Source organism: Pseudomonas sp. 382 (genome assembly GCF_002759075.1).
In the GTDB taxonomy this organism is placed as follows: Bacteria; Pseudomonadota; Gammaproteobacteria; order Pseudomonadales; family Pseudomonadaceae; genus Aquipseudomonas; species Aquipseudomonas vlassakiae.
In genome coordinates, this window is the sequence record NZ_PEMX01000037.1 from 15,485 (window position 1) to 40,223 (window position 24,739).

A 24,739-nucleotide genomic window follows, 5' to 3' on the forward strand; every position below is an offset into this window, starting at 1 on the left:
TTGGCTCTCGATCTGGCGTCGGTTTAGCGCTCGCTGATGGCTCGCAGGTTGTCGGAGGTGAAGAAGTCGCGTTTCAGGCGAGGGTTGCCACTGTCTTCGGTGAGCCAGCGAATATCGTTCTTGCCGGCCCCGATCGAGGTCATGTCGAAGAGGTAACGACCCTCGGCCAGGTTGTACTGGACCTGGGCCTGCACGTCGCAAGCGCCGGTCTCGTACACGGGAATCGAGAACCCTTCACGCACCTTCCAGATCTGCCCTTGCTTGTCGAAGTCGACGGCCAGCAGCGGGTTCCAGCTGTCCTCGTCGATGTAGAACATGCGCTTGGGCGCCTGGTGGCGCATGCCTTGACGGACATTGGCCTCGACAACCCAGACGCGATGCAGCTCATAGCGACGCGACTGCGGTGCGATCGAGTCGTTGCCGGCGAACGCCTCCACCTTGGCGGCGGTGTCGTAGGCACCGAAATCGTTGTAAGGCACCAGCAGTTCCTGCTTGCCGAGCAGCTTCCAGTCGAAACGGTCCATGGTGCCGAAGAAGACGTTCGCCTCGTCCACGGTGTACTGGTTGTCGAGGCCGATCTGTGGCGCGTCGTAGGAATACGACGGCATACGGCGCACGCGACGCTGGCCGGGGAAGTAGTAAAAGGTCGTGGCCTGCTCGCCGGCCACAGCCGTTTGCACGGCGGATTGACCGGCCAGCGCCGCGGGCTCCAGGTAGTTGAAGAAAGTCGCGTTTTCCAGGCGGCCGTAGGAGGAGAAAAGCGCGCTGCCCTTCTTGCCCCAGGGTGTCAGGAAGAAGGTGTCGGTCGACTGGCGCAACCACTCCCCGCCCTTGCGGGGAGAAATGCCTGAAATGCTCCGAGGGATTTCTACGCCAACGCCGCGATAGCGCATCTTCATGTTCCACATCACCTCTGCACCGGTAGTGGGCATCGGGAACGGGATACCCGGAACATGGGCTTCTTCAAGGGCGACACCGGAAGCATCGAGCTTGGCGAAGTCCACGTTCTGCCTGGTGTTCTCAGCCACGAAGTTCGGCGCGTCGCAGGTACGGCGGGTGGGGAAGACATCCATGCGATAGCCCGGAACCTTCTTGAACAGTTCCAGCTGGGCCGGTGAAAGCTGGCTCGCGTGTTGCGCCACATTGCTCGAGTCGATGCTGTACAGAGGCTTGTCGCCCTTGAACTTCCAATGCTCCCCTCGCACCTGGCCGTAGCTCCAGCCCGCCCCCTGTGGCCCTGGGGCGGACCAGGCCGGTATATCCCCGTTAGAACTGGCGGCGCTCTCGCCCCCCAGCGGCGTCAACTTCGAACCCAGCGCCTCTGCCCCCTGGGGTGCAGCCTGTACCGAACAGATCGTGGTCGAGGCCGCAAGGGTAACCAGCAGCTGCCTGAACATACGGCGGGTGGATAAGACACGTTCCGACCGTGCTTTGACTTCTTTCATTGGAGGATCCTCAAACAAAGGGCTTGGAGCGACTGCTCGACGTTTCAAGTGGAAAAAATCGGCGCCTGCTACATCCTGATCACACGACATGATCAATTGACCATGTCGTGTGATCAGTACGCAAGCCACATGCCAGAATGTGTTATTGGCGGATTACGCTATAGGAATCAGTGCGTTGAATTTATGCATCGATCAATGCATGCCAGGCGCCTGCACTTTATTGGGAAGTAAGGAAACATGTGTTACTAAAAGATGCTTTTTATAGTGCGCCGCCTAAAAGATTTACTCAGTGCCGCACGGAAATCTACCTGCTGTTCGCTTATCGAGCAGCATAACTAACGCATATGATTAACCCATAAAAAACCGCCCCTTGGGGCGGTAAAGAAGCAGGCTTTCGCCCGCCATGGAGTAACAGAAAATATCAAGCCGCTCATTCCGTCAGTCCGTGAACACCTCGTTAACTAGCCCGCACCTTAACGGAGATGGAGCATGGCATTCGAGGGCACTTTCCTTGAGCACTGAAGTGCCCCATAGGCATAAAACAACTGCACGATCGAGTAGGACCAGGTCAGGAAGGCGCAGGTCATGAAGATCATCTTGGTATCATCCCCCGGGATCGGGAAAAAGTCATACCGCAGCGCGATCGTCAGCCCCGCCGCGCCTCCCAGAAGGGTTGCCAGCGCATGCCCAGACTCGCCGGCACGTACCAGTCGCCAGATAAAGTAGACCAGGAACAGCGTGTAGAGCGACCACATCAACATATAGAAATAGGGCAACCACTCTTTGAAACCTGTCGACAGGTAATAAATGGCCGTCGCGGCAAAAGCGGCCATGAACAAGAGCAGGTCCTTCGCCGGCGATGGCTTGTAATTGTGCGTCACCGCCATCAACCCGAGCGTTGCAATAACCGGCACGCCGACCCCGCGGGAAAACGCATCCAGAAAAATGGCCACATTATAATTGGCTTGCCATCCCGTGGCGATGAAGGTCGTGAAGTTAGTTGCGGATATACCTACAATCAAGAACTCCACGCCCAACAGATAATTCTTACGCCTGATGAATGCAACACCATAACCCACGCCACTCATCACCAGCAGCACACATGAGATCAACGCGAACAAATCTATGAGTTCCACGATAACAGCCTCTGTCAAAAGGGGCGCGCCGTCGCTCTACAATGACGGGCATAGAACAAGCGCATCCACTGCAATCAGCCCTTGTTGGCTTTGTCTTTACGCACTTTTCTATCGGTCCAGTCATCCAGCAACTTGGCCGCCGCAAAGGCCGAGTGTATGGCGCACCATTGCAGGGGTTCAGGCAGCATGGACGGCGTCTTGTGTTGCAGCGCCGCCAGTAACTCAGGCGCGTGGCCACTGATTTGCTCGGCAAACAGCTTCCCGATCAACGATTGAGTGCCCAACCCATGGCCCGAGCAGCCGGTGGTGTAGTGAATGTTCTGTTTCGCGCCCATGGCACCGATCACCGGCAGGAAGTCGTAGGCACCACTGACGTAACCACTCCAGCAGTGCTTGACGCCCAGGCCTTGCAACATCGGATAGCGCTCGCGCAGTACCTGTGCCAATGCGGTGTAGGCGTCGTGGTCCGGGATATTGGGCGTCTTCGAACCGTAGGCATAACCTAGCTTCTTGACCGTCAACACCATTGTGCCGTGTGCCGTCAGCCGATGGCTCTCCATGGTGTAGTGCGGCGTGATGATCCCTTCCCGCCCTTGCCAGCCGAGGGCAGCCAACTGCTGCGTCGACAGCGGTTGGGTTTCGATTGCCGATACCCGAATCGCTGCGACCTTGTTGCGCAATACCCCCAGCTGCGGGGTATAGGCGTTGGTTGCCAGCACCATCACCGGGGCGGTTGCACTGCCATGTGCCGTCTTGCAGGTAATGACCGGCCCTTCGCTGAAGCTCAGCAACGGCGTGCGTTCGTAGAGCTTCACCCGCGCCTCGATGGCCGCGCGCCGCAGGCCGCCGATGTACTTCCCTGGGTTCAAGGTGCCACCACACTGCTCGGAGGCGAACAGAAACGCAGGGGGGATGCCCCGCGCACGCATCTCGGCACCGTCGACAAAGCGGCTCGTCGCTCCCAGCTTCTGCCCCAGCGCCATGTTTTCCCGCAAGCGCTTCTCCTGGCTGGAATGAACACCTGCCCGCAGCACACCCGAAGGGTTGTAATCACAGTCGATACCCAAGGTCTTGAATCGACCTTCCACGTAGGGCACCGCTTCGTCATAGAGCCTGACGAACTGCGTCGCCTGCTCCACACCCACGCGCTTGACGAACATGTCGTACTCGATACCCATGCTGCCCAGCAGGTAGCCGGCATTGCGGCCACTGGCACCGAAACCGGCGAACTCCTGTTCCAGCACCATCACATCCGCCCCGAGCGCCTTGAGTTCCAGCGCGGTCGACAGCCCGGCAAAGCCGGCGCCGATCACGATCACATCGGCCTGCGCGTGACCTTGGAGGGTCGGCTGCAGATCAGCCGGTCGCTCCACCCATCCCCCCAGACTCCGAAACTTCAACGGTGCTGCGTCGCCATCGGCCACCTTGTTCAACGCGTTCATTCCCGTCACTCCCAGAATGGTCAGAAGCCTTTACCCGGTTCGGAGAAAGCCGGCATGCCCAGGAGCTCTTGCGGATCGCGCATCTGGCCATCGATTTCCACCCAGCCGAGCAACGTGGAACTGGCACTCCAGCCCAGCAGGCGTTGCATTTCACCTGGGAGCTGGCGAACACGTTCGACGGGAATGGACAGGAAGTGATTCTCTTCAAGGCGCAGGAAGGCCAAGTCGTAGGCCATCGTCAGGCCAGTACGAGGGGCATCCGTCGTGTTGGCGCCGCCGCCGTGATACACCGAGCCGATCCAGAGCAGCGCGGAGCCAGCCTTCATTTGCGCAGCGACGGTCTCTTCCTGGGTCGGCATTCGCTCGTCATCCCACTGATGGCTACCAGGGATGACGCGCGTCGCACCGTTCTCTTCGGTGAAGTCTGAAATGGCCAGCATCATTTGCAGCCTGGCCTCACGCCCATACTGTGGGTGCCGCCAGAGCGAAGTGGCATCGTCACGGTGCAGGGGCTGGAGGCCTTGGCCCGGGCCAATCTGGATCGCCTGGGTGATGCTCAGTTGAATATCAGGTGCCATCTCGATACGGTCGCTGCCCACCCAGACGTGGGTAGGGGTTTGCAGGATCTGCCTGGCCGCGCCGAGGAACAGCGGGTGCAATGCCACCTCCACGGCGGTGTCGCTGCGCCCGATGATGCGCGCCACACGACGGGTCTGGGTGCCAGCGAAGTAAGGATCGACACCACAAGGCGTGACCTTCAGGTAGTTGTCCAGCTCTTCGGTGAGGGATTTCAGCGTTGCCGGTGAAACAAAGTCGGCAATGATGACGCCACCGTCACGCCGGATGATGTCCACCACCTGCTCGATCGAGGCGTCGCTGCTGACTGTGGAGAGCGCTCGTGTATCCATCTGCTTTCTACCTGTCTGGTTTTGTCATTGTTCTGTCCACCGAGGCCGGGCGACCTGCGAGGTGAACTCATCATTACCGAACATGGTCACTTGATCAAGTCGTTTGATTTGAATTTCCCGTACCCTACCGTGCCCATACGGATGGGATTGCAGCGACTCATGGATTGAGGCTTGACCTTGCGCTAGCATTCGTCACCGTCAACGCCGGGCCAAGGGGCCGGCGGCAATACCGAAAAGGGAGAACGCTCAATGGCTCGGATTGGTGCTGAAGAGCGCAGGCAGGACTTTATCGAGGCCACCGTGAAGGTGATCGCGGAACATGGGGTGGCCAACGCCACAACCCGGCGAATCGCTGCGGCAGCGGATTCGCCGCTGGCATCGTTGCACTATGTCTTCCACACCAAGGACGAGCTGTTCTATGCGGTCTACGAGTCCTTGATCAACATGCCGCAACAATCGTTGCAACACGTGCCGACAGGCGCCACGGCGGCGGAATCGGTCGGGGAAATGCTGCGCCAACTGGTCAACTGGTTCACCGCCCACCCGGAAATGGCCACCACGCAGTTCGAACTGTTTTGCTGGAACCTGCGCAACAACCCGGAGATGGCAACCAAGATCTATGCCGTTTCCCTCGAAGCGGCCCAACAGGCCATCACCAAGGTCACCGACGGCGCGCTGGACCAGGCAGCACTGACCACTATCAGCCGCTTGCTGATCAATCTGTTCGACGGCCTGATGCTCGCCTGGTCCGCCCACGGCGACCGTGCACGCCTGGAGGCCGAGACCGAGACCGCCTGCCAGGCAGTCAAGTTGCTGGTGGCCAGTTACTGAGCCTCACAGGATTCGCCGTGCTGCGTCGCTGCACGGCGTTCCACTCCCCCTCCGGCCCTGAAAGCCGCAGCGCCTCCTTCGAACGTACCGATGACGATATCTACCAGACTGACCCTGTCTGATCGTTGATCGGCGAAGCAACAGGTGCAAATCATCCTGAAATAGCAGTGACGTGGTGCATTTTGCACCTTGTTCCACCCTTCCTGCGACCTTATTCTGAGTCAAATGATCAAGTCAAAAGATCAGTCTCTATAACACAACAATAGGAGGCGACATGTCCTCTCACACTGCTCTTCCGGTTGAGCCGCTCGATGTTCTGATCATGGGAGCCGGTGTGTCTGGCATCGGCGCGGCGGCCTACCTGCGACGCAATCAACCGAACAAGACCTTTGCCATTCTCGAGTCCCGCGAGCGCATGGGGGGTACCTGGGACCTGTTCCGATATCCCGGCATCCGCTCCGACTCGGACCTCTACACCTTCGGTTTCGACTTCAAGCCCTGGACCAAGGCCAAGTCCCTGGCGGACGCCGCGGATATTCTTGAGTACCTGGGCGAAGCCATCGACGAGCACCAGCTGGCTCCCTTCATCCAGTACCAGCAGAAAGTCATCTCGGCCAACTGGCAAAGCGACAAGGGCTTGTGGGCGGTGCGTGTCGAGGATGGCCACACGGCGCAGATCCGCACGGTCGAATGCCGCTGGCTGTTCAGTGCAGGCGGTTACTATCGCTATGATCAGGGTTTCAGCCCCCGGTTCGAAGGCAGCGAGCAGTTCAAGGGCCAGATCATCCACCCGCAACACTGGCCGGAAGACCTCGACTACACAGGCAAGCGTGTCGTCGTCATCGGCAGTGGCGCAACCGCGGTAACTCTGATTCCGGCCATGGCCGACAAGGTCGCCAGCATCTCCATGCTGCAGCGCACGCCGTCCTATATCATCAACCAGCCCGCCAACGATGGTGTTGCAGCGTTCCTGCGCAAGGTCCTGCCCGCGCAAACCGCCTATTCCCTGACACGCTACAAGAACGCCAAGATCACCCTGGCCTTCTGGGGCTTCTGCCAGCGCTTCCCCAAGCTTTCGAAAAAACTGCTCCTGTGGCTGACCCGCAAGGAATTGCCCAAGGACTATCCGGTCGACGTGCATTTCAACCCGCCCTACAACCCGTGGGACCAGCGCTTGTGCTCGGTGCCCGAAGGCGATCTGTTCAAAGCCATCAGCGCAGGCAAGGCCGACATCGTCACCGATCACATCGAGCGGTTCACCGAGTCCGGGGTATTGCTCAAATCGGGCAAGACACTGAAGGCCGACATCATCGTCACCGCCACGGGGCTGAACGTACAGCTGTTCGGTGGCATCACCCTGCACAAGGACGGCAGACCGGTGGTACTCAGCGAAACCCTCGCCTACAAAGGCATGATGCTCTCCGGCGTGCCCAATTTCGCCTTTGCCGTGGGCTACACCAACTCATCCTGGACCTTGAAAGTGTGCCTGCTGTGCGACCATTTCTGTCGCCTGCTGGGCTTCATGGACAAACAGGGCCACAACGTCTGCGAGCCCAAGGCGCCTGCCGGTATCGAAACCCGACCCTTGCTGGACTTCGGCGCCGGATACGTGCAGCGCGCGCTGGACAGCATGCCGCGCCAAGGGCCCCGTGAGCCCTGGGTGATGTCGATGGACTACTTCCGCGACGTCAAGCTGCTGCGCCGAGGCAACGTGGCCGACAAGTGCCTCGCGTTCACCACGGTACCCAACGCGCCCTTGCACGCAGGCGTCGTGCTGCAGCAACAAGGTAGTCGTCAATGAGCGCCGATCGCTTCTGCGAGCTGCCGGGGGAGCGCAAGCTCTGCTATCGCACCCACGGCCATGAAGACGCCCCGGCGGTCCTGCTCATCGTCGGACTGGGGCTGCAATTGACCTACTGGCCGCAACCGATCATCGCCGGCCTGGTCGAGCGGGGGTTTCGGGTCATCACGCTGGACAACCGCGACTCGGGCCGGTCGTTCTTCACCGACGTAGTACCTCCCACGGCCATGCAGCAGTTCTTGCGCAAGCGCACCCCCGGCTATGACCTGGGTGACATGGCCAGCGACGTGATCGGGCTCATGAACGGCCTGAACCTGACAACGGCGCACGTGGTGGGCATGTCGATGGGCGGCATGATCGCCCAGACCCTCGCTGCCCGTTACCCCGAGCGTATCAGGACGCTCACCTCGATCTTCTCGACCACCGGATCGCTGCGCGTCGGCCAGCCGGCGTTGAAATCCATTCGGCAGCTGCTGCGCCGCCCGCCGCGCAGCGAGCAGGAAAGCGTTCGCGACTACCTGGCCATCATGCGCCTGATCGGCTCGACCCTGGAGTGGAATGAGCCCGCCTTCCGTGACTATGCCCTGTTGGCCTGGGAGCGAGGCGGTGGCGAGGCCAGCAACATCGGCACGGCCAGGCAGATCGGCGCGATCATCAATTCCGGCGACCGCACCCAGGAACTGCAACGGATTCGTTGCCGCACCCTGGTCATCCATGGCGATGAAGATCTCATGGTCGCGACCAGCGGCGGGTACGCCACGGCCGCAGCTATCCGTGGTTCCAGCCTGGTGCTGCTGCCCGGGATGGGGCACGACTTCCCGCCTTGCCTGTCCGGCACGCTGCTGTCCCTGCTGGCAGGACACATGCTGTAGCGCGATCACCCTTTCAGGGGCGTGCAGCTTGGCCGCCCCTCTTTTTCTCCCCGAAGGAGGCCTTTGACCACAGCTTCAAGCAAAACCCAGAACAACAAAATGCTGGCTTGCGCGAAATGCCAGGCCACACATCACCCGCTCGAGCTGTTATCCACGGCCTGGCGCAAGTGCTCCTCTACTGCCCTTTCAACAATGACAACAATTGAGCAAGAGGTACGTATGGACTTGAAGTTTTTACTCCCCAGCAAAGTCGTGATGGAACCTGGTCTGCGCGAGCGCACCGGTGAACACCTGCACTCACTTGGCCTGGCCCGCGTGCTCATCGTGACCGATCCTGGGGTCAAGGCGGCGGGCCTGCTGGACAGCGTCTACGCCAGCCTGGAGAAGGCAGGCATCGCCTTCGAGGAAGTGTCGGACATCAAGGCCAATCCGCGCAGCGATGACGTCAATCAGATCGCGCAGCGATACCGCGGCAAAGGTATCGATGGCTTGCTAGCCATCGGCGGTGGCAGTGCCATGGATGCAGCCAAGGCCATCAGCGTGCTGCTCAGCCATGAGGGTCGGATCGAGGACTACGAAGGGTCGTTCACGCTCACCCATGCCATCCCGCCTATCGTTGCCATTCCGACCACGGCTGGCACCGGCAGCGAAGTAACCTGCTTCTCGGTGATCACCGACACCGCCCGTCATTACAAGATGAGCGTGCATGATTACCGACTCGGGCCAGTCCTGGCCTTGCTTGACTCTCATATCCTCGACACGCTGCCCGCGTCGATTGCCGCCGCAACCGGCATGGATGCCCTGACCCACGCCATCGAAGCCTACACCTGCCGCGTGTCGAACCCCATCAGCGACGGCCTGGCGCTGCATGCCATCCGCCTGATCAGCCAACACCTCAAGCCCGCCGTGCTGGAACCCGGCAACCTGCACGCCCGCGAGCAGATGCTGGTGGCCAGCCTGATCGCCGGTATGGCCTTCGGTAATGCGGACGTAGGTAGCGTGCACTGCATTTCCGAAGCCATCGGTGGCATGTACGACACGCCGCACGGCGTGGGCAACGCTATCTTCCTGCCCTTCGTGTTCGGCCATAACCGCGATGCCGACATCATTCGCCATGCGCAGGTCGCCTACGCACTGGGCATCGACCCCAACCTCTCGCCGGCCGAGGCCGCCGAGGCCGCCGTCGGCTACCTGTTCCAGATGAGCAAGGACCTGGGCATCCCCCGCTTCGCCGAGGTGAAAGGCGTGCGCGAGGAAGACTTCCTGGCCATCGCTGAAAAGTCGAAGAAGAACTTCTCCGATGGCAGCAATGCAAAGGAGATGACCGTGGAAACCTACCGTGAAATCGTCGCCACTGCTTACCACTTCGTAGCGTGAGGGCTGCCAGTCATGAGCGAATCAACCCCCAGCGCTTCGCTGAAGCGCACCCTGGGCCCGTTTTCGGTCCTGCTGTTCGGCCTGGCCTTCCTCGCCCCGTTGATCGTCTTCGGCACCTATGGCGTGATCTCGCAGGCCAGTGGCAACACCACGGCGATGGCCTACCTGATCGCAGCGACCGGCGTGGTGTTCACGGCGTTGAGCTATGGCCGGCTGGTCAGGGTGTTCCCGGTGGCCGGGTCGGCCTACACCTATACCCGCAAGATGCTCAGCGCCAACCTCGGCTTCATGGTGGGCTGGGCCGCCCTGCTCGATTACTTCTTCATTCCGATGCTGATCTGGCTGCTGGGCGCCAGCTATCTCAACATGGCCTTTCCAGATGTGCCGCAGTGGGTGTGGATTACCGGTTTCATCGTCTCTACATCGCTGCTGAATGTGCTGGGCATCCAGGTGGCCAACCGCTTCAACCTGCTGTTGATGGGCGCGCAACTGGCGATCATCGTGGTATTCATCGGCCTGTGCGTGCATTACATCGTGGCTGCCAATGGCCCTGGTGGGCTGCTTTCGGCCAAGCCGTTCTTCAATCAGGATGTGTCCTTCGCCACCAGCATGGCCGGCGCCGCCATTGCTGCGTACTCGTTCCTGGGCTTCGACGCACTGTCCACGCTCAGCGAGGAAACCCGTGACCCGGGCCGCACGCTGCCCCGCGCGATCCTGATGGTCGCGCTGATCGGCGGTTCGGTCTATGTCGGCTCCTCGTACTTCATGTACCTGGCGCACCCCTCCCCCACGTTCGAGCTGGTGGACGGCGCTGCCTTCGAGATTGCCCGCATGATCGGTGGTGACCTGTTCTTCGCCGTGGTCCTGACGGGGATCATCATCGCCCACTTCGCCGCGGGCATGTCGTTCCAGGCCAGTGTGGGCCGGTTGCTGTACGCCCTCGGCCGGGACAACCAACTGCCGCGCAAGCTGTTCGGTGCATTGCACCCTCGCTACCGGACGCCGACCTTCAACATCCTGCTGTGTGGCATTTTCGGCACCGCGGGTTTTGGCCTGACGATCGCCACCGCGACGTCCCTGGTCAATTTCGGCGCCTTTCTGGCCTTCACCGCCGTCAACCTCTGCGCGCTGCGGCTCACCTTCGATGCACACATCAAGGACGGGGCTGGCCTGCTGCGCGGCGTGCTCTTCCCGGTCATCGGCCTGGTCACGGCCGGCTGGATGCTGGCCAGCCTGGATAAAGACGCACTGATCATGGGCTGTAGCTGGCTCGCCCTGGGCGCGGTTTACCTCGCCTGCCGGACCAGCTTCTTCCGCAACCCGGTGCCTGACGCACTGGCGTAGCGGCCACCTTCCAAGCGAATCCCCTGACGGCAACCACAAGGCAAGGCCCTGGCCTTGCCGTTCAATGGCGAGAATCGACATGCAAACCAAACTCCTGATCAACGGTGCCCTGGTGGCCGGCGAAGGCGAAAACCTCGACGTGTACAACCCGTCCCTTGGCAGCGTCCTGGTACAGACCACCGAAGCCAGTCGCGCCCAGGTCCATGCTGCGGTGCAAAGCGCCGATGCAGCCTTCGACGCCTGGTCGCAAACGCCGCCCAAGGACCGCGCGGCACTGCTGCTAAGGCTCGCTGACCGCATCGACGCCCAGGCGCCGGTGTTCGCCCGCCTGGAGGCGGACAACTGCGGCAAGCCGTTTACCGCCGTGCTGCAGGACGAACTGCCAGCCGTGTCCGACGTGTTCCGCTTCTTTGCCGGCGCCGTGCGCTGCCTGCAGGGCTCGGCGGCGGGCGAGTACATCCCGGGCCACACTTCGATGATCCGCCGCGACCCGGTGGGCGTGGTCGCCTCCATCGCGCCGTGGAACTACCCCCTGTTGATGGCGGCCTGGAAACTGGGCCCGGCCTTGGCCGGCGGCAACACCGTCGTGCTCAAGCCGTCGGAACACACGCCGATGAGCACCTTGAAACTGGGTGAGCTGCTCGCCGACATCTTCCCCGCCGGCGTGGTCAACATCATCCATGGCCGCGGCGCCTCGGTGGGTGAACCGCTGACCAGCCACGCCCAGGTGCGCATGGTGTCGCTGACCGGCTCCGTGCGCACCGGCAGCCGCATCATCGAAGGCACCGCCGACAGCGTCAAACGCATGCACATGGAGCTCGGTGGCAAGGCACCGGTGTTGATCTTCGATGATGCCGACATCGACGCCGCCGTCGAAGGCATCCGCGCCTTCGGCTTCTACAACGCCGGCCAGGACTGCACCGCCGCGTGCCGCCTCTATGTGCAGAAGGCGGTGTACCCGGAATTCGTGCGCAAGCTCGGTGAAGCCGTATCCAGCATCAAGTGCGGGCTACAGGATGACCCGGCGACCGAGATGGGCCCGCTGATCACCCAAGAGCACCTGGAGCGCGTGGAGGGCTTCGTGAACCGTGCCAAGGAGCTCCCTCACATCGAGGTGGTCACCGGCGGCAAGCGCGCTGCGAGTGAGGGGTTCTTCTTCGAGCCGACGGTCCTGGCAGGCGCCACGCAGGAGGACGAGGTGGTGTGCCGCGAAATCTTCGGCCCGGTGGTGACGGTTACGCCATTCGAAGACGAAGCCCAGGCACTGGCATGGGCCAATGAGTCGGACTACGGCCTGGCCTCGTCGGTGTGGACCGCCGATGTGGGGCGCGCCCATCGCCTGGCCGCTCGCCTGCAATACGGCTGCACCTGGGTCAACACCCACTTCATGCTGGTGAGCGAAATGCCCCATGGCGGTGTGAAGCTGTCCGGCTACGGCAAGGACCTGTCCATGTATGGCCTGGAAGACTACACCGTGGTTCGCCACGTGATGTTCAAGCATTGACCGCCCACGACCCCGATAGCCCGGATCATTTTTTCAAGAGGTTTGCATGAACAACATCGAGACGTTCGAAAGGCTCGAGTCCAATGTACGGATGTACTGCCGTGACCTGCCACTGGTGTTCGATACCGCCCAAGGCAGCAAGATCCGCGGCGAAGACGGCCGCGAGTACCTGGACTTCTTCGCCGGCGCCGGCGCCCTGAACTATGGCCACAACGACCCGCGCATGCGCGATGCCTTGATCGCGTACCTCTCGTCCAACGGCGTGACCCACGCCCTCGACCTGCACACCACCACCAAACGCCAGTTCCTCGAGGCGATAGAGCGCGACCTGTTCAAGCCACGCGGCTGGGACTATAAGGTGCAGTTCACCGGCCCGACCGGTGCCGACGCCGTCGAGGCGGCGTTGAAGCTGGCGCGCAAGGCGACGGGGCGTACCAGGATCGTCTCGTTCTACGGGGCTTACCACGGCATGACCGCCGGCGCCCTGGCCGTCACCGGCAACCGCACTCGCCGTGGCCCTGGGCTTTCCACCGACGTGGTGTTCGTGCCTTACGAAGACAGCCCCTACGGCGAATTCGACAGCATTGGCTTCCTCGAGCGCCTGGCCAGCGACCAGGGCAGCGGCTCGGAGCTGCCGGCGGCGGTGATCGTCGAGTCCGTGCAGATCCAGGCCGGCGTCTACCCGGCTTCCAACGAATGGCTGCAACGCTTGCGCAAGTGGACCAGCGATCACGGCGTGTTGCTCATCTGCGACGAAATCCAGGCCGGCTGCGGGCGCACCGGCGACTTCTTCGGCTTCGAGCGCTCCGGGGTGGTGCCGGACCTGATCACCTGCGCCAAATCGATCGGCGGCTTCGGCCTGCCGATGGCGATCGTGTTGATTCGCGCCGGGCTGGATGTGTGGCAACCGGGCGATCACATCGGCACCTTCCGCGGCAACCAACTGGCGTTCCTGACGGCCCAGATCGCGCTCGGCTATTGGCGCGACGAGTCGTTCCTGAAGCTGCTGGCATCCAACTGCGCGGCCATGGAGCGCGCGGTCGCCGGTTTCGCGGAAATTCCTGGCGTCGGCTCCGCGCGCTGTCGCGGCATGATCGCCGGCATCGACTTCGGCCGCGGCAAAGTCGCATTCGCCAAGGATGCCCAGCAGCGTGTGCTGCAGGCGGGTGTGCTGGTCGACCGCTGCGGCCCGAACGGCGAAATCATCAAGCTGATGCCACCGGTGAATACCCCGACCGACCAGCTCGAAGAAGGCCTGAAAGCCTTCGGCGAAGCGGTCGCGGCAGCGTTTAGCCAGTAACTGCACGGGCCTGCGGTGCGGCCTGTATCGATACAGCGCCGCATGCAGGCTCATCGCATGCAGTCGACAACCCGTCCGTGGCAGGAAATCACGCCAATGAGCAACGTCACTTCAACCATCCAGAATGACTTGGCTTCATTCATTCACCCCAACACCAACCTGGCGCAGCACCAGGAAATCGGCCCCCTCGTGATCGCCGGCGGCGACGGCGTGCGGGTCTTCGATGAGCAAGACAACGCCTACATCGAGGCGATGTCGGGCCTGTGGAGGGTTGCCTTGGGCTTCAGTGAAAAGCGCCTGGTCGACGCCGCCGTCGAGCAGTTCAGGCAACTGCCCTACTGCAAGGCAAACGCGTGGCGATCTAGAATCGATCACTCGGCAAGGCTGCGTCGCTCGTCGCCGCTGGCGCTCACCTGTGCGACAGCGTTGAAGCCGCGCTGGTTGCAAGCCCGGCCACGATCTTCGTGCTCCTGGACAACCACGCGACCCACGAGGTGCTCGGGATGCCAGGTGTGATGCATGCACTGGCCAACCGTACGATCGTCGATTACACCACCAACGCCCAGGACGAGGGACCGGCGCTTCAGGGCCTCGTCAATCGGGCGGGCGGCCACTACGTCAAAGGGATGATCGTGGCCTACCCGCGCAACGTCGGCCATCGCGAAAGCCACAGTATTCATACCGGCGATCGTGAGGCCTTCGAGCAGCACCGGTCGCTGGTTGAAGGGCTCGCCGGCCATACGGTGTTCCTTCCCTGGGGCGAAGCATTGGCCTTCGCGACCGTGCTCCACGCCCATGCGTTTGCCGCAATGGTTGCGTTCTTCGAGGCCGTGGGTGCGAGCGAGCGGTTTGGCCCGCCGGTTTCGAAGACAGCCAGGCTCCTGCTCGACACGTCACGCTTTTTCGTCGCCGACGCACTCGAGGAAGCGGCACGCCGGCTCAAAGCGCAGGATTTCGCAAGCGACCAGGCGAGGCTCGATGTACATGTAGATGCCTTCGCGCACATTGCCCAATCCCTGCATGCACAAGGGGCCTGGACGCCAGTGTTCGACGCGGTGTGCCAGGTCGCGCAGCGCGCGGCATCAATGGGCTATGGCGACCAGGACATCGCAGCCATCACCCAGTCATTCGCCCACGACAAAGCGTCCGGGCAATAACCGCGTTATACAGGCCTTTCGAATCGAACCTGACGACAACTACAATAAAATCGCTGGAGGATCATATGCGCCGATTTGGCTTTCTACTGGCCGTGTTGACGCTGGCCGTTTTCCTGAGTGCCCTGCTTGCTCCCAGGCCTTCTCTCGTCAACCGAGCGGCGGCGCAGCACATGGGGCATGCGATCAGCAGCATCGGGGAGATCTTCAGGGGTTACTAAGGAAAGAACCCGGCCGCTGGCACGCATCCCCCAGCGGCCGCAGGTGATCAATGATCGACCGCACCGCTGGCGCCAAGGCCGGTCTGGCCCCTAACGAACTGGTCGGCGAACGCCGCCCTTTCCGCCTTGGCTCGCGCAGTCCGGTCCAGCCGGGAAACGCCATACGCCACGGCAAACGCCAGCGGCATGGAGAACAGCGCAGGCTGGGTATAGGGGAACAACGGCTCGGCAAAGTGCAACACATCCACCCACACCAGCTTGGAAAACACCACGAAGCCCATGGCGCTGACCAACCCCACGTAGCCACCAGCCAACGCGCCGCGCGTGGTCAGCCCCGACCAGAACATCGACAGGAACAGCACCGGGAAGTTGGCCGACGCGGCGATGCCGAACGCCAGCGCGACCATGAAGGCCACGTTGATGTTTTCGAACACGATGCCCAGAGCTATCGCCACCAACCCAAGCCCGAGGGTGGCCAGCTTGGTCACCCGCAACTCCTGCGACTCGCTGGCCGCGCCCTTCATGATCACCCGCGCATAGAGGTCATGGGCGATGGCCGAAGCACCCGCAAGCGCCAGGCCTGACACCACGGCCAGGATGGTGGCAAAGGTCACGGCAGACAAAAAGCCCAGCAGCAGGTTGCCGCCAACCGCCTGGGCCAGGTGCATGACCACCATGTTGCCCCCGCCCAGCAGCTTGCCACCCACCTGCCCGCCTTCGAAGAACTGCGGCTGCTGGCTGACGATCACGATCGACGCCAGGCCCAGCAGGAAAATGACGTTGAAGAAATAGCCGATGAACCCGGTGGCGTAGAGCACCGACTTGCGCGCCTCACGGGCATCGCTGACGGTGAAGAAGCGCATCAGGATATGCGGCAGCCCGGCGGTGCCGAATACCAGCCCCAGGCTCAGCGACAGCGCGGTCAATGGGTCGGCCAGCAGACTGCCGGGCGCCAGCAGGCGCTCGCCCAGGGCATGGGTGCCCATGGCCTGGGTGACCAGCGTGTCATAGCTGAAGTCGAACTCGCGCAGCGCCAGGAACAGCACCAGCGAACCGCCTACCAGTAGCAGGAATGCCTTGATGATCTGCACCCAGGTGGTCGCCACCATGCCGCCGAAGGTTACATACAGCATCATCAGCGCGCCAACGATCACCAGGGCAATGTGGTAGTCCAGGCCGAACAGCAACCTGATCAACTGCCCGGCCCCGACCATCTGCGCTACCAGGTAGAAACACACCACTGTCAGCGAGCCGATGGCGGCCATGGTGCGCACCTTGCCTTGGTCGAGGCGGTAGGAGGTAATGTCGGCGAAGGTGAAGCGGCCCAGGTTGCGCAGCCGTTCGGTCATCAGCAGCAGCAACACCGGCCAGCCGGCGAAGAAGGCGATGAGGTAGATGTAGCCATCCATGCCGGAGGTGTAGATGAGCGCGGTAATCCCCAGCAATGTCGAGGCGGACATGTAGTCACCGGCCAGCGCCAGGCCGTTCTGCCAGCCCTGGATGCCACCACCTGCGCTGTAGAAGTCTGCCGTCGAGCGGGTACGACGCGCCGCCCACCAGGTGATGCACAAGGTGAACAGCACGAACACCATGAACATGCCGATGGCATGCAGGTTGAACGGCTGACGCGGGCCCGCGTCGAGCGCGGGCGAAGCCAGCAGCAGGCCAGAGTGCAGCAGCAGGGCCAGAGGCAATATTTTTTTCATGCGCCCTGCTCCTCTTCCAACCCGCGGAGTAACGCCTGGGTCAGGCGATCGAACTCGCCATTGGCCCGGTACACGTAGAACGCCGACAATGCACAGAAGAACACGAACAGGCAGGCGCCGGCGGCGACGCCGACGGTCATGTTCGATCCTTGGGTCAGGCGCCTGGCTATCAGTTCGGGCCAGAACGAAACCAACCCGATGTAGCCATAGAACGTGGCCAGGATCAGTACGAACAGGCTCAGGGTGAAACGGTTTCTGCGCGCCACCAGTTGCTGAAACCGGGCACTGGCGCGAACCCGCGCATATAACAGGCTGGACATGGGACACCTCGATCAATGTACTTGTTGTTATGGGGTGTGCAGGTGTTGCCGCTCAGTCAAGGCTCGGCGTTGGCGGTCTGCGCTTCCTGTTGCCGGGCCCACTCACGCAGGACGAACTTCTGTATTTTTCCAGTGGCGGTCTTGGGCAGGTCCACCAGCGACACATATCGCGGCGCCTTGAAGTGCGCCAGACGCTCACGGCACCAGTGGACCAGATCGTCCCCGGTGGCCAGCCCATCAGCGCGCAGGGTAACAAACGCATGGGGTGTCTCGCCCCAGCGCGAATCCGGGCGTGCCACCACCGCAGCCTCGACCACCTCGGGGTGCTGGTAGAGCACTTCCTCAATCTCCAGCGAGCTGATGTTCTCGCCGCCGGAAATGATGATGTCCTTGGCCCGGTCCTTGATTTCCACGTAGCCATCCGGGTGCAGCACGGCCAGGTCGCCCGTGTGCAGCCAGCCATTGGCCAATGCCGTCCGGGTGGCCTCACGGTTGTGCAAGTAGCCTTTCATCACGGTGTTACCGCGCACCACCAGCTCGCCGAGAGTAAGGCCATCGGCTGGAACCGGATGGCCGGTATCAGTATCCAGCACCGTGGCCTCCTCAAGCATCGGGTGAGCGACACCCTGGCGGCTCATGAACTGCGCCCGGGCCTCAAGCGGCAACTCGTCGACCCCCGGCTGCCACAGGCACAATGTGCTGGGGCCGTAGCTTTCGGTCATGCCATAGGCATGGGTGATATTGAAGCCACGCGCCTCCATAGCCGCGATGACGGCACTGGGCGGGGCGGCACCGCCAGTGATCACCGATACCGGCACCGGAGGGGCACTGGCATGCGCGGCGTGGATCAGCATCGACATCACCACCGGGGCGGCGCTCAGGTGAGTCACGGCATGCTCGGCGATTGCGGCGTTGATCGCATCAGGCTGGACCTTGCGCAGACACACGTGGGTGCCACCGGACAACGTCACCGCCCAGGTATGGCTCCAGCCGTTGCAGTGGAACATCGGCAAGGTCCACAGGTAGACGCTGCGCGGCCCCAACTGGAAGATCAGCGCCCCGGCGCAGGCGTTGAGGTAGGCGCCTCGGTGATGCAGCACCACGCCCTTGGGGTCCCCCGTGGTGCCGGAGGTGTAGTTGATGGCGATCGACTGCCATTCGTTCTGTGGCGCACTCAAGGGCCGCGCGGGGTCGCCCTGGGCAAGGAACGCTTCGTAGTCCAGGTCGTGGGCCAGGTCGGCGCGCTCGGCCTGATCATCGTCGATGCCCACCAGCAAAGGCGGCGCATCGAGCATGGCCAGCGCCTGGTTGGCCACGGCACCGAACTCACGATCGCAGATCAATACCTTGGCCGCGCAGTGACGCAGGATGAAGGCAATGCTGCGCGCCTCCAGGCGGATGTTGATGCACACCAGCACCGCCCCGGCACCGGGAACGCCATAGTGGGCCTCGAGCATTTCCGGGATGTTCGGCGCCAATATCGCCACCCGCTCGCCCGGCTGAACACCGACCCGCTCCAAGGCACTGGCCAGGGCGCGGCTGCGCTCATGCAACTGACGGTAGCTGTAGCGCCTTGCGCCATAGACCACCGCATCGCGTTGCGGGTACACCTGCGCGGCACGCTTGAGGAACGACAACGGCGACAGCGGGACATGGTTGGCTTCGTTGGGAGCAAGCTCGTGTTCGAGGGTTGGAACCATCATGGCAGACACCTCATCGACACTTTGCTCAGGTTTTGCACGCACATACCTACCTCCTGTTCTTGTTGTTATTGCGCCAGGGCGCGTTATAGGCTGCTGCACAGATGGCCGCCATCGACCACGATCTCAGCGCCGCTCATCGCCCGCCCAGCATCGCTGGCGAGCAGCAGCAAGGCGCCGTCCAGGTCCGACGGCACGCTGAAGCGTCGGCTGGGGATACGCGAACGCAACTTTTCACCGGACTCGCTGGCCAGGAAGGCCTCGTTCAAATCAGTCATCACGTAGCCGGGCGCTAGGGCATTCACCCGGATGCCATGGCGCGCCAACTCCAGCGCCATGGCGCGGGTCAGGTGGGCCAAGCCGGCCTTGGCCGCCAGGTAAGGGCCGACGGCACCGGCCACACGGCAGGCGAGGATCGAGGTGACATTAATCAAGCTGCCCCCCTTCCCCGCCACCACCATGCGCCGGGCGCTTTCCTGGGCCACGGCCCAGGCGCCCTTCAGGTTGGTGTCGAGCACGTGGTCCCAGGTTTGATCATCGCAGGCCAGCAAAGGCTGGCTGTCGCTCACCCCCGCATTGTTGACCAGGACATCCAGCGGGCCGGCGGCATCGAGCACCCGGCAGATGTCCTCACGGCTGGTCACATCGAGGGCAAAGGCCCGCGCCCGCCCTCCAGCCACCTCGATGGCCTCCACCAACGCTTGCAGCGGCGCCTGGCGTCTGGCGGTCACCACCACCTCGGCGCCTGCGACGGCCAGGGTCATGGCGAAGTGACGGCCCAGGCCGCTGGAGGCCCCGGTCACCAGGGCGCGACGCCCGTCAAGGGCGAACAGTCGGACAAGGTTCGGCTGCATCAGTGGACCTCCAGGCGCTGGTCGAGCAGCTTCTTCGCCAGGCTCATGCGGTGCACTTCGCTCGGGCCGTCATAGATGCGGAACGGGCGAATGTCGCGGAAGATCCGCTCCACCACGGTGTCCCCGGTCACCCCGCGGCCACCCAATACCTGGACGCAACGATCGACCACCCGCCAAAGCGCCTCGGCGCTGATCACCTTGGCCATGCTCGAATCGACATTGGCGCGCCGGCCCTGGTCGAGCACCCAGGCGCAGTGCCAGACCGCCAGTCGCACCACGTGCAGGTCCATCATGTTGTCGGCGAGCATGAAGCCCACGCCCTGGTGCTCGCCCAGCGGCTTGCCGAAGGCGTCACGGGTGCGCGCATAGTCGCAGGCGATGTCGTGGGCGCGGCGCGCGGCACCGAGCCAGCGCATGCAATGAGTCAAGCGTGCGGGCGCCAGGCGCACCTGGGCATAACGGAAGCCCTTGCCGATCTCGCCGAGGACATCGCTCGCCGGGATACGCAGGTTGTCGAAACGCAGCTGCCCGTGACCACCGGTAAAACAGCTGTCCAGCGAGTCCAGCTGACGTTCATGGATGATGCCGTCGCGCTTCATGTCGGTCAGGAACATGGTCGCCGTGCCATCCTCCATGCGCGCCATGATGATGCCGAAGTCGGCGCCTTCGGCCCCGGTAATCAGCCACTTGCGGCCATTGATCAGGTAGTCGTCGCCATCGCGGGTGGCGGTGGTGCGCAGCATTGAGGGGTCCGAGCCGGAGCCGGGCGCGGGCTCCGTCATGGCGAAGCAGGAACGGGCATGGCCCTGGACCAGCGGGCGCAACCAGCGGTTTTTCTGCGCCTCGGTGGCGACCACGTCCATCAGGTGGATGTTGCCTTCGTCCGGGGCATGTATGTTCAGCGCCACCGGGCCCAGCGGCGAGTAGCCGGCCTCTTCGAAGACGATCGCCTTGGCCACGTGGCTCAGTTCCAGGCCGCCCATTTTGCGGCTGGCGTGGGGCGTCAGCAAGCCGGCGGCGCGGGCGCGGGCCACCAAATCCTGGCGCAGGGCATCGCTGGGGCCATGGCTGTCTTGACGAGGGTCGTTCTCGAACGGGATGACCTGTTCGGCGATGAAGTCTCGGGTCTTGGCCTGCAGGGCGAGCAGTTCGTCCGGGAGGGTGAAGTTCATGGCTGTCCTTGTGTGTTCTTGTCTATCGGAGGAATGGGTGGTCAATGCCGTTCAGGGCAAGGCCTTGGGGTTGCTGATCGCCAATCGGGCGAGGGTGACCTGGCGCAATGTCTCGACCAGCGTGTAACGGGGTTGCACGGCATCATGGCTGCCCTGGCGAATGGCGCAGGCGAGCTGACGGCGCAGGTCGGGCAAGGCCGCGGCCGCCTCGTCGACCAAGGCGGCCAGACGCGCCTGTTCCTGGTCCTCGGCATGGGCACCCAGGCGGCTTTCCCGGGCCGCTATGGCCATGGCATTGGCGATCATCAAGGCCGGGTAGCGCAGCTCGCCTGGCAGCACAGGCAACACCTGCTCCAGCAAGGTCTGACGGGCGATTTCGAGTAGTTCATGGGCGTGCGTTTGAGTCATGGCGCATCGGCTCCGGTCATGTTCAGGATGTCGAGTTCAAGCTCCGGCAGCATGCGCGCGGTCAGTGCCAGCTCAAGGGAAGGCTCTTCGCCTGACAGGTGGCGCTGCCCCTGCTGCAATGCGATCACCGCCCAGCGCAGCGTCGCCATGACCTGCCAGTAGTGCAGTTGTTGGGGCTCGATCCACAGTGGCGATACCTGGTGGTAGCCACGCAGGAAGTCCCCCAGCAGGCCGATGCCGCCGGCCTCCAGGTCAGGGCGCGTGAAACGCCAGCAGCGGGCGGTGAACCAGCCCAGGTCCTCGCACGGGTCGCCCCAGCCAGTGAACTCCCAGTCCAGCACCGCCTCCAGTCCCTGCTCGCTGGCCAGGTAGTTGCCCGTACGGTAGTCGCGATGCAGCAGGCACAGACGGCTTTCGCGTGGTGCATGCAACTCGCACCAGCGCAGGCCCCACTCCAATACCGGATAGGCATCGTCCAGGGTGTCGAGGTAACGACGGTAGGCATCGACGCAAGCCAGGGCCGGCGAGCGTTTGGGCAGGGGCAGGAAGGCCAGCGCCGCGCTCGGCGGACGGATCTGATGCAGGCGCGCCAGGTTGGCGCCGAGCTGCTCCGCGAGCCGGGCCTGGCCCAAGGCTCCCGCCGCTGAACTGAGCCGCCGACCGGCAGCAACACCCGGCACATACTCCATCAGGAAGAACACCCGCCCGTTGACCTGGGTATCGCGACATAGCCAAAGCGGCCGCGGCACTTTCACGCCTGCCTGATGCGCCACCTGCAACACGGCGAACTCCTGCGCGCGGTCGAGGCTGGCGGGTAGCGCGGAAAGCGCATCGCTGCGCAGCACCCAACGCCGGTCGCCAGCCCACGGGCCGCCTTCGATCAGCAGGTCCAGCAGCCAGTTCTCCTGGATGGCGCCGCCGCTCAGGCGCTTGCGCGCCTGGATGACCACCCGCATTGCCGAGGCCTGCTCCCGGATGAACTCGGCCAGGCGGTGATCGTCAGTCATGGCCGCGAACGTATCGCTGGCCTGGGAAATCGTTGATGAACTGCTCATGGGTCTGTGGGCCCTGCCTTTGGTTTCTGGGGTGGCAGAACTCCAGGAGCAAGGCGTGGGCCAACTCTTCAATGATCATCTGCAGGCCGCATGCAGCCTGGGTTTCGACAACTTCTTGAGGGGCAAAGGGCATGTATCTCATTGCATATTTGCAACCTATTCATTCAGTATCGAAACATTTCAACCATGAACAGGTCTGCCCATGGACGCTCTCGCCTCCCAGGTTGTCGTGCTGATCAGCCACTTGCAGCGCCCCCAGCAACTCAGCCGGCTCGCCCACGTGGTGGGCGGGCTCACGGCGGATTACCCCGACACCCACATCAAAGTCCTCGACACCTCGGTGGCCGAGGCACTGCAGACCGCCCGCGAACTGGAACAGGCTGGCAAGGTGGATGTGTTCGTCTGCGCCGGCGCCACCGCCGCCTACCTGCGTAAACACCTCGCGCGCCCGGTGCTGGCGATGCGAGTTGGCAGCGGCGACCTGCTGCGGGCGCTGGGGCAGGCCCGCGAGCGCTCCTCCCAGGTGGCCGTGCTCAGCTACAACCACATCAACCACGACTTGCAAGCCATGGCCGCGCTTTTCACCGTCCAGGTCCACCAGGCCGCCTACACCTCCCTTGAAGAGGCTCGCCAGGCCGTCGATCAGGCGGTCCGGCTGGGCTGTCGCAGCATCATCGGCTCGTCGACGGTGGTGGAACTGGCAGAGCAGGCAGGGCTGCATGGCGTTTTATCGCTGAGCGAGGACACCGCGCGCAAGGCGCTGGAAGAAGCCCTGGGCATTCTCGACAGCCAGCGCATCGAGATCGCCAAGCGGCGGCATCTGAATGCCGTGCTGCAACATATTCCCGCCGGCGTGGCGGCGGTCGACAACCAGGGCGTGGTGCAATCGCTCAACCCGGCCCTTGCCCAACTACTTGAGTTGCCGGCCAGCGCCGCACTGGGCCGGCCGTTGCAACAGCTGTGCCCGGAACTGGACCTGCAGCAAGCGCTGCAGGAAGGCGTCGGCGAGGAAAACCGAGTGATCCGGCTGGGTTCGCACGCCGTGGTCAGCAACCTGTTGCCCATCCTGGAGAACGGCGAGCGCACCGGCCTGGTGCTCACCTGCCAGGACATCACCGCCGTGCAGCGCGCAGACCAACGCATCCGCTCCACCCGCCGCCCCGGCGCCTTCAACGCGCGCTACCGGCTCGAACAGCTCGATGGCAACAGCAAAGCCAACCGCGACATGCTGCAACTGGCCAAGCGCTTCGCCGCCAGCCATTCGACCATCTTGATCACCGGCGAAAGCGGCACTGGCAAGGAGTTGCTGGCCCAAGGCATCCACAACGAAAGCCCGCGCCGGCAAGGCCCCTTCGTCGCCATCAACTGCGCGGCGTTTCCCGAGTCGCTGCTGGAAAGTGAATTGTTCGGCTACGAGGAAGGCGCCTTCAGCGGCTCGCGCAAAGGTGGCAAGCCAGGCCTGTTCGAAGCGGCGCACCGCGGCACGCTGTTTCTCGACGAGATCGGCGACATGCCGGTGTCGCTTCAAACACGCCTGCTGCGCGTGCTGCAAGAGCGCGAAGTCCTGCGCCTGGGCAGCACCGAACCGATTGCCATCGACGTGCGCATCATTGCCGCCACCCACCAGGACCTGCGCAGCGCCATGGACGACGGCGATTTCCGTACCGACCTGTATTACCGGCTCAACATCCTGCGTCTGCAGACCACCCCGCTGCGAGAGCGCCCTGAGGACATTGCCCTGATCTGCCGGGGCATCAGCCAGCGCCTGCTCGTTCAGGGGCAACCACCGGGAGCTGCAGACATCCCCGCCGCGCTGCTGCCGTACCTTGAACGCTATGCCTGGCCGGGCAATGTCCGGGAACTGGAGAATGTGATCGAGCGCGCGATGCTCTCGGCACGCGAACTGCTTGAGGAATACCGCGTGAACGAGCAGTACCTGGCACGCGTGCTACCTGAACTGTGCGAAGGCCCTCCCCCTTCACCCGCCCGGAAAAAGTCGTCAGGCGAAACGGACCTGCACACCATCGGCAAGGTCGCGCAACTGCGCCATGTAAAGGAAACGTTGGAAAGCTGCCACGGCAACCTCGACGAAGCCGCCCGCCGTCTCGGCATCAGCCGCACAACCTTGTGGCGGCGCTTGCGATCTGCCAATTGAATGAAAGCCCCAATCCCATGTTCAATCCATGACG

The 24,739-nt window shown here is 63.0% G+C and carries 21 protein-coding genes and 1 pseudogene; 10 read left to right on the forward strand and 12 right to left on the reverse strand.

The annotated features are described in order from the left end of the window. Positions 1-23: 23 nt before the first annotated feature. The 4 genes from CQW31_RS26535 to CQW31_RS26550 form a co-directional block, all read right to left on the reverse strand. Entirely contained in the window at positions 24-1,445 is a 1,422-nt protein-coding gene (locus tag CQW31_RS26535; RefSeq protein WP_099815794.1) for a DUF1329 domain-containing protein, read from the reverse strand. A gap of 473 nt (positions 1,446-1,918) precedes the next feature. Beyond that, positions 1,919-2,566 (reverse strand): hypothetical protein, encoded by a 648-nt coding sequence (locus CQW31_RS26540; RefSeq protein ID WP_099815804.1) that lies wholly within the window; start codon positions 2,564-2,566, stop codon positions 1,919-1,921. An 89-nt stretch (positions 2,567-2,655) separates the two neighbouring features. Continuing rightward, complete coding sequence (locus CQW31_RS26545) at positions 2,656-4,023, reverse strand: FAD-binding oxidoreductase (RefSeq protein ID WP_099815795.1); 1,368 nt, start codon at positions 4,021-4,023, stop codon at positions 2,656-2,658. Between the two features lie 20 nt (positions 4,024-4,043). Further along, on the reverse strand, positions 4,044-4,931 hold the full coding sequence (locus CQW31_RS26550) for a phytanoyl-CoA dioxygenase family protein (protein ID WP_099815796.1): 888 nt from the start codon (positions 4,929-4,931) through the stop codon (positions 4,044-4,046). 249 nt (positions 4,932-5,180) lie between these two features. On the opposite strand from CQW31_RS26550, the gene CQW31_RS26555 reads away from it, so the two are divergent. From CQW31_RS26555 to CQW31_RS26585, 7 genes are all read left to right on the forward strand, one after another. Continuing rightward, the gene (locus tag CQW31_RS26555) at positions 5,181-5,762 is read left to right on the forward strand and encodes a TetR/AcrR family transcriptional regulator (RefSeq protein ID WP_054884468.1); all 582 of its coding nucleotides are present in this window, start codon (positions 5,181-5,183) and stop codon (positions 5,760-5,762) included. Between the two features lie 274 nt (positions 5,763-6,036). Continuing rightward, positions 6,037-7,563, forward strand: a complete 1,527-nt coding sequence (locus tag CQW31_RS26560; protein WP_054884467.1) for an NAD(P)/FAD-dependent oxidoreductase — start codon at positions 6,037-6,039, stop codon at positions 7,561-7,563. Next, complete coding sequence (locus tag CQW31_RS26565) at positions 7,560-8,435, forward strand: alpha/beta fold hydrolase (protein ID WP_099815797.1); 876 nt, start codon at positions 7,560-7,562, stop codon at positions 8,433-8,435. Before CQW31_RS26560 ends, CQW31_RS26565 begins: the two co-directional genes overlap by 4 nt. A gap of 219 nt (positions 8,436-8,654) precedes the next feature. Further along, complete coding sequence (locus CQW31_RS26570; RefSeq protein ID WP_099815798.1) at positions 8,655-9,812, forward strand: iron-containing alcohol dehydrogenase; 1,158 nt, start codon at positions 8,655-8,657, stop codon at positions 9,810-9,812. 12 nt (positions 9,813-9,824) lie between these two features. Further along, positions 9,825-11,156 carry an APC family permease gene (locus CQW31_RS26575; RefSeq protein ID WP_054884464.1) on the forward strand — a complete coding sequence of 444 codons (1,332 nt, stop codon included), beginning with the start codon at positions 9,825-9,827 and terminating at the stop codon, positions 11,154-11,156. 79 nt (positions 11,157-11,235) lie between these two features. Beyond that, complete coding sequence (locus CQW31_RS26580; protein ID WP_099815799.1) at positions 11,236-12,660, forward strand: gamma-aminobutyraldehyde dehydrogenase; 1,425 nt, start codon at positions 11,236-11,238, stop codon at positions 12,658-12,660. 46 nt (positions 12,661-12,706) lie between these two features. Next, positions 12,707-13,960, forward strand: a complete 1,254-nt coding sequence (locus tag CQW31_RS26585) for an aspartate aminotransferase family protein (RefSeq protein WP_054884462.1) — start codon at positions 12,707-12,709, stop codon at positions 13,958-13,960. A 135-nt stretch (positions 13,961-14,095) separates the two neighbouring features. On the opposite strand, the gene CQW31_RS32275 is transcribed toward CQW31_RS26585, so the two are convergent. Beyond that, positions 14,096-14,290, reverse strand: coding sequence for a hypothetical protein (locus CQW31_RS32275; RefSeq protein ID WP_349306168.1), 195 nt, complete (start codon positions 14,288-14,290; stop codon positions 14,096-14,098). Between CQW31_RS32275 and CQW31_RS26595 the strand changes: the two are divergent. Then, a pseudogene (locus CQW31_RS26595) lies at positions 14,281-15,117 on the forward strand (NAD(P)-binding domain-containing protein); the annotation flags it as partial. The gene CQW31_RS32275 and the pseudogene CQW31_RS26595 overlap by 10 nt on opposite strands. 265 nt (positions 15,118-15,382) lie before the next feature. Here the strand turns inward: CQW31_RS26595 and CQW31_RS26605 are convergent. The 7 genes from CQW31_RS26605 to CQW31_RS26635 form a co-directional block, all read right to left on the reverse strand. Next, on the reverse strand, positions 15,383-17,041 hold the full coding sequence (locus CQW31_RS26605) for a cation acetate symporter (protein WP_054884459.1): 1,659 nt from the start codon (positions 17,039-17,041) through the stop codon (positions 15,383-15,385). Continuing rightward, positions 17,038-17,361 carry a DUF485 domain-containing protein gene (locus tag CQW31_RS26610; protein ID WP_054884458.1) on the reverse strand — a complete coding sequence of 108 codons (324 nt, stop codon included), beginning with the start codon at positions 17,359-17,361 and terminating at the stop codon, positions 17,038-17,040. The genes CQW31_RS26605 and CQW31_RS26610 overlap by 4 nt, the downstream gene beginning before the upstream one ends. Before the next feature lie 56 nt (positions 17,362-17,417). Then, the gene (locus CQW31_RS26615) at positions 17,418-19,064 is read right to left on the reverse strand and encodes an acyl-CoA synthetase (RefSeq protein ID WP_054884457.1); all 1,647 of its coding nucleotides are present in this window, start codon (positions 19,062-19,064) and stop codon (positions 17,418-17,420) included. An 83-nt stretch (positions 19,065-19,147) separates the two neighbouring features. Further along, positions 19,148-19,915: an SDR family NAD(P)-dependent oxidoreductase gene (locus CQW31_RS26620; protein WP_099815800.1), complete on the reverse strand. Its 768-nt coding sequence runs from the start codon at positions 19,913-19,915 to the stop codon at positions 19,148-19,150. Next, positions 19,915-21,087: an acyl-CoA dehydrogenase family protein gene (locus CQW31_RS26625; protein WP_054884455.1), complete on the reverse strand. Its 1,173-nt coding sequence runs from the start codon at positions 21,085-21,087 to the stop codon at positions 19,915-19,917. Before CQW31_RS26625 ends, CQW31_RS26620 begins: the two co-directional genes overlap by 1 nt. A 51-nt stretch (positions 21,088-21,138) precedes the next feature. Next, positions 21,139-21,495: a DUF6285 domain-containing protein gene (locus CQW31_RS26630; protein WP_099815801.1), complete on the reverse strand. Its 357-nt coding sequence runs from the start codon at positions 21,493-21,495 to the stop codon at positions 21,139-21,141. Beyond that, entirely contained in the window at positions 21,492-22,550 is a 1,059-nt protein-coding gene (locus tag CQW31_RS26635) for a phosphotransferase family protein (protein ID WP_054884453.1), read from the reverse strand. The genes CQW31_RS26630 and CQW31_RS26635 overlap by 4 nt, the downstream gene beginning before the upstream one ends. Between CQW31_RS26635 and CQW31_RS31395 the strand changes: the two genes are divergently transcribed. Both CQW31_RS31395 and prpR read left to right on the forward strand, forming a co-directional pair. After that, the gene (locus tag CQW31_RS31395; RefSeq protein ID WP_178075591.1) at positions 22,501-22,740 is read left to right on the forward strand and encodes a hypothetical protein; all 240 of its coding nucleotides are present in this window, start codon (positions 22,501-22,503) and stop codon (positions 22,738-22,740) included. The two genes, CQW31_RS26635 and CQW31_RS31395, sit on opposite strands and share 50 nt — an antisense overlap. 12 nt (positions 22,741-22,752) lie before the next feature. Further along, positions 22,753-24,705, forward strand: coding sequence for a propionate catabolism operon regulatory protein PrpR (gene prpR, locus CQW31_RS26640; RefSeq protein WP_054884452.1), 1,953 nt, complete (start codon positions 22,753-22,755; stop codon positions 24,703-24,705). Positions 24,706-24,739 lie beyond the last annotated feature (34 nt).

What these genes read in the sequence shown, in the direction of transcription:
- CQW31_RS26535 (WP_099815794.1), bottom strand. Translation starts at nt 1,445, where the DNA reads ATGAAAGAAGTCAAAGCACGGTCGGAACGTGTCTTATCCACCCGCCGT.
- CQW31_RS26545 (WP_099815795.1), bottom strand. Translation starts at nt 4,023, where the DNA reads ATGAACGCGTTGAACAAGGTGGCCGATGGCGACGCAGCACCGTTGAAG.
- CQW31_RS26550 (WP_099815796.1), bottom strand. Translation starts at nt 4,931, where the DNA reads ATGGATACACGAGCGCTCTCCACAGTCAGCAGCGACGCCTCGATCGAG.
- CQW31_RS26555 (WP_054884468.1), top strand. Translation starts at nt 5,181, where the DNA reads ATGGCTCGGATTGGTGCTGAAGAGCGCAGGCAGGACTTTATCGAGGCC.
- CQW31_RS26560 (WP_054884467.1), top strand. Translation starts at nt 6,037, where the DNA reads ATGTCCTCTCACACTGCTCTTCCGGTTGAGCCGCTCGATGTTCTGATC.
- CQW31_RS26565 (WP_099815797.1), top strand. Translation starts at nt 7,560, where the DNA reads ATGAGCGCCGATCGCTTCTGCGAGCTGCCGGGGGAGCGCAAGCTCTGC.
- CQW31_RS26570 (WP_099815798.1), top strand. Translation starts at nt 8,655, where the DNA reads ATGGACTTGAAGTTTTTACTCCCCAGCAAAGTCGTGATGGAACCTGGT.
- CQW31_RS26575 (WP_054884464.1), top strand. Translation starts at nt 9,825, where the DNA reads ATGAGCGAATCAACCCCCAGCGCTTCGCTGAAGCGCACCCTGGGCCCG.
- CQW31_RS26580 (WP_099815799.1), top strand. Translation starts at nt 11,236, where the DNA reads ATGCAAACCAAACTCCTGATCAACGGTGCCCTGGTGGCCGGCGAAGGC.
- CQW31_RS26585 (WP_054884462.1), top strand. Translation starts at nt 12,707, where the DNA reads ATGAACAACATCGAGACGTTCGAAAGGCTCGAGTCCAATGTACGGATG.
- CQW31_RS26605 (WP_054884459.1), bottom strand. Translation starts at nt 17,041, where the DNA reads ATGAAAAAAATATTGCCTCTGGCCCTGCTGCTGCACTCTGGCCTGCTG.
- CQW31_RS26610 (WP_054884458.1), bottom strand. Translation starts at nt 17,361, where the DNA reads ATGTCCAGCCTGTTATATGCGCGGGTTCGCGCCAGTGCCCGGTTTCAG.
- CQW31_RS26615 (WP_054884457.1), bottom strand. Translation starts at nt 19,064, where the DNA reads ATGATGGTTCCAACCCTCGAACACGAGCTTGCTCCCAACGAAGCCAAC.
- CQW31_RS26620 (WP_099815800.1), bottom strand. Translation starts at nt 19,915, where the DNA reads ATGCAGCCGAACCTTGTCCGACTGTTCGCCCTTGACGGGCGTCGCGCC.
- CQW31_RS26625 (WP_054884455.1), bottom strand. Translation starts at nt 21,087, where the DNA reads ATGAACTTCACCCTCCCGGACGAACTGCTCGCCCTGCAGGCCAAGACC.
- CQW31_RS26630 (WP_099815801.1), bottom strand. Translation starts at nt 21,495, where the DNA reads ATGACTCAAACGCACGCCCATGAACTACTCGAAATCGCCCGTCAGACC.
- CQW31_RS31395 (WP_178075591.1), top strand. Translation starts at nt 22,501, where the DNA reads ATGGCCGCGAACGTATCGCTGGCCTGGGAAATCGTTGATGAACTGCTC.
- CQW31_RS26635 (WP_054884453.1), bottom strand. Translation starts at nt 22,550, where the DNA reads ATGAGCAGTTCATCAACGATTTCCCAGGCCAGCGATACGTTCGCGGCC.
- prpR (WP_054884452.1), top strand. Translation starts at nt 22,753, where the DNA reads ATGGACGCTCTCGCCTCCCAGGTTGTCGTGCTGATCAGCCACTTGCAG.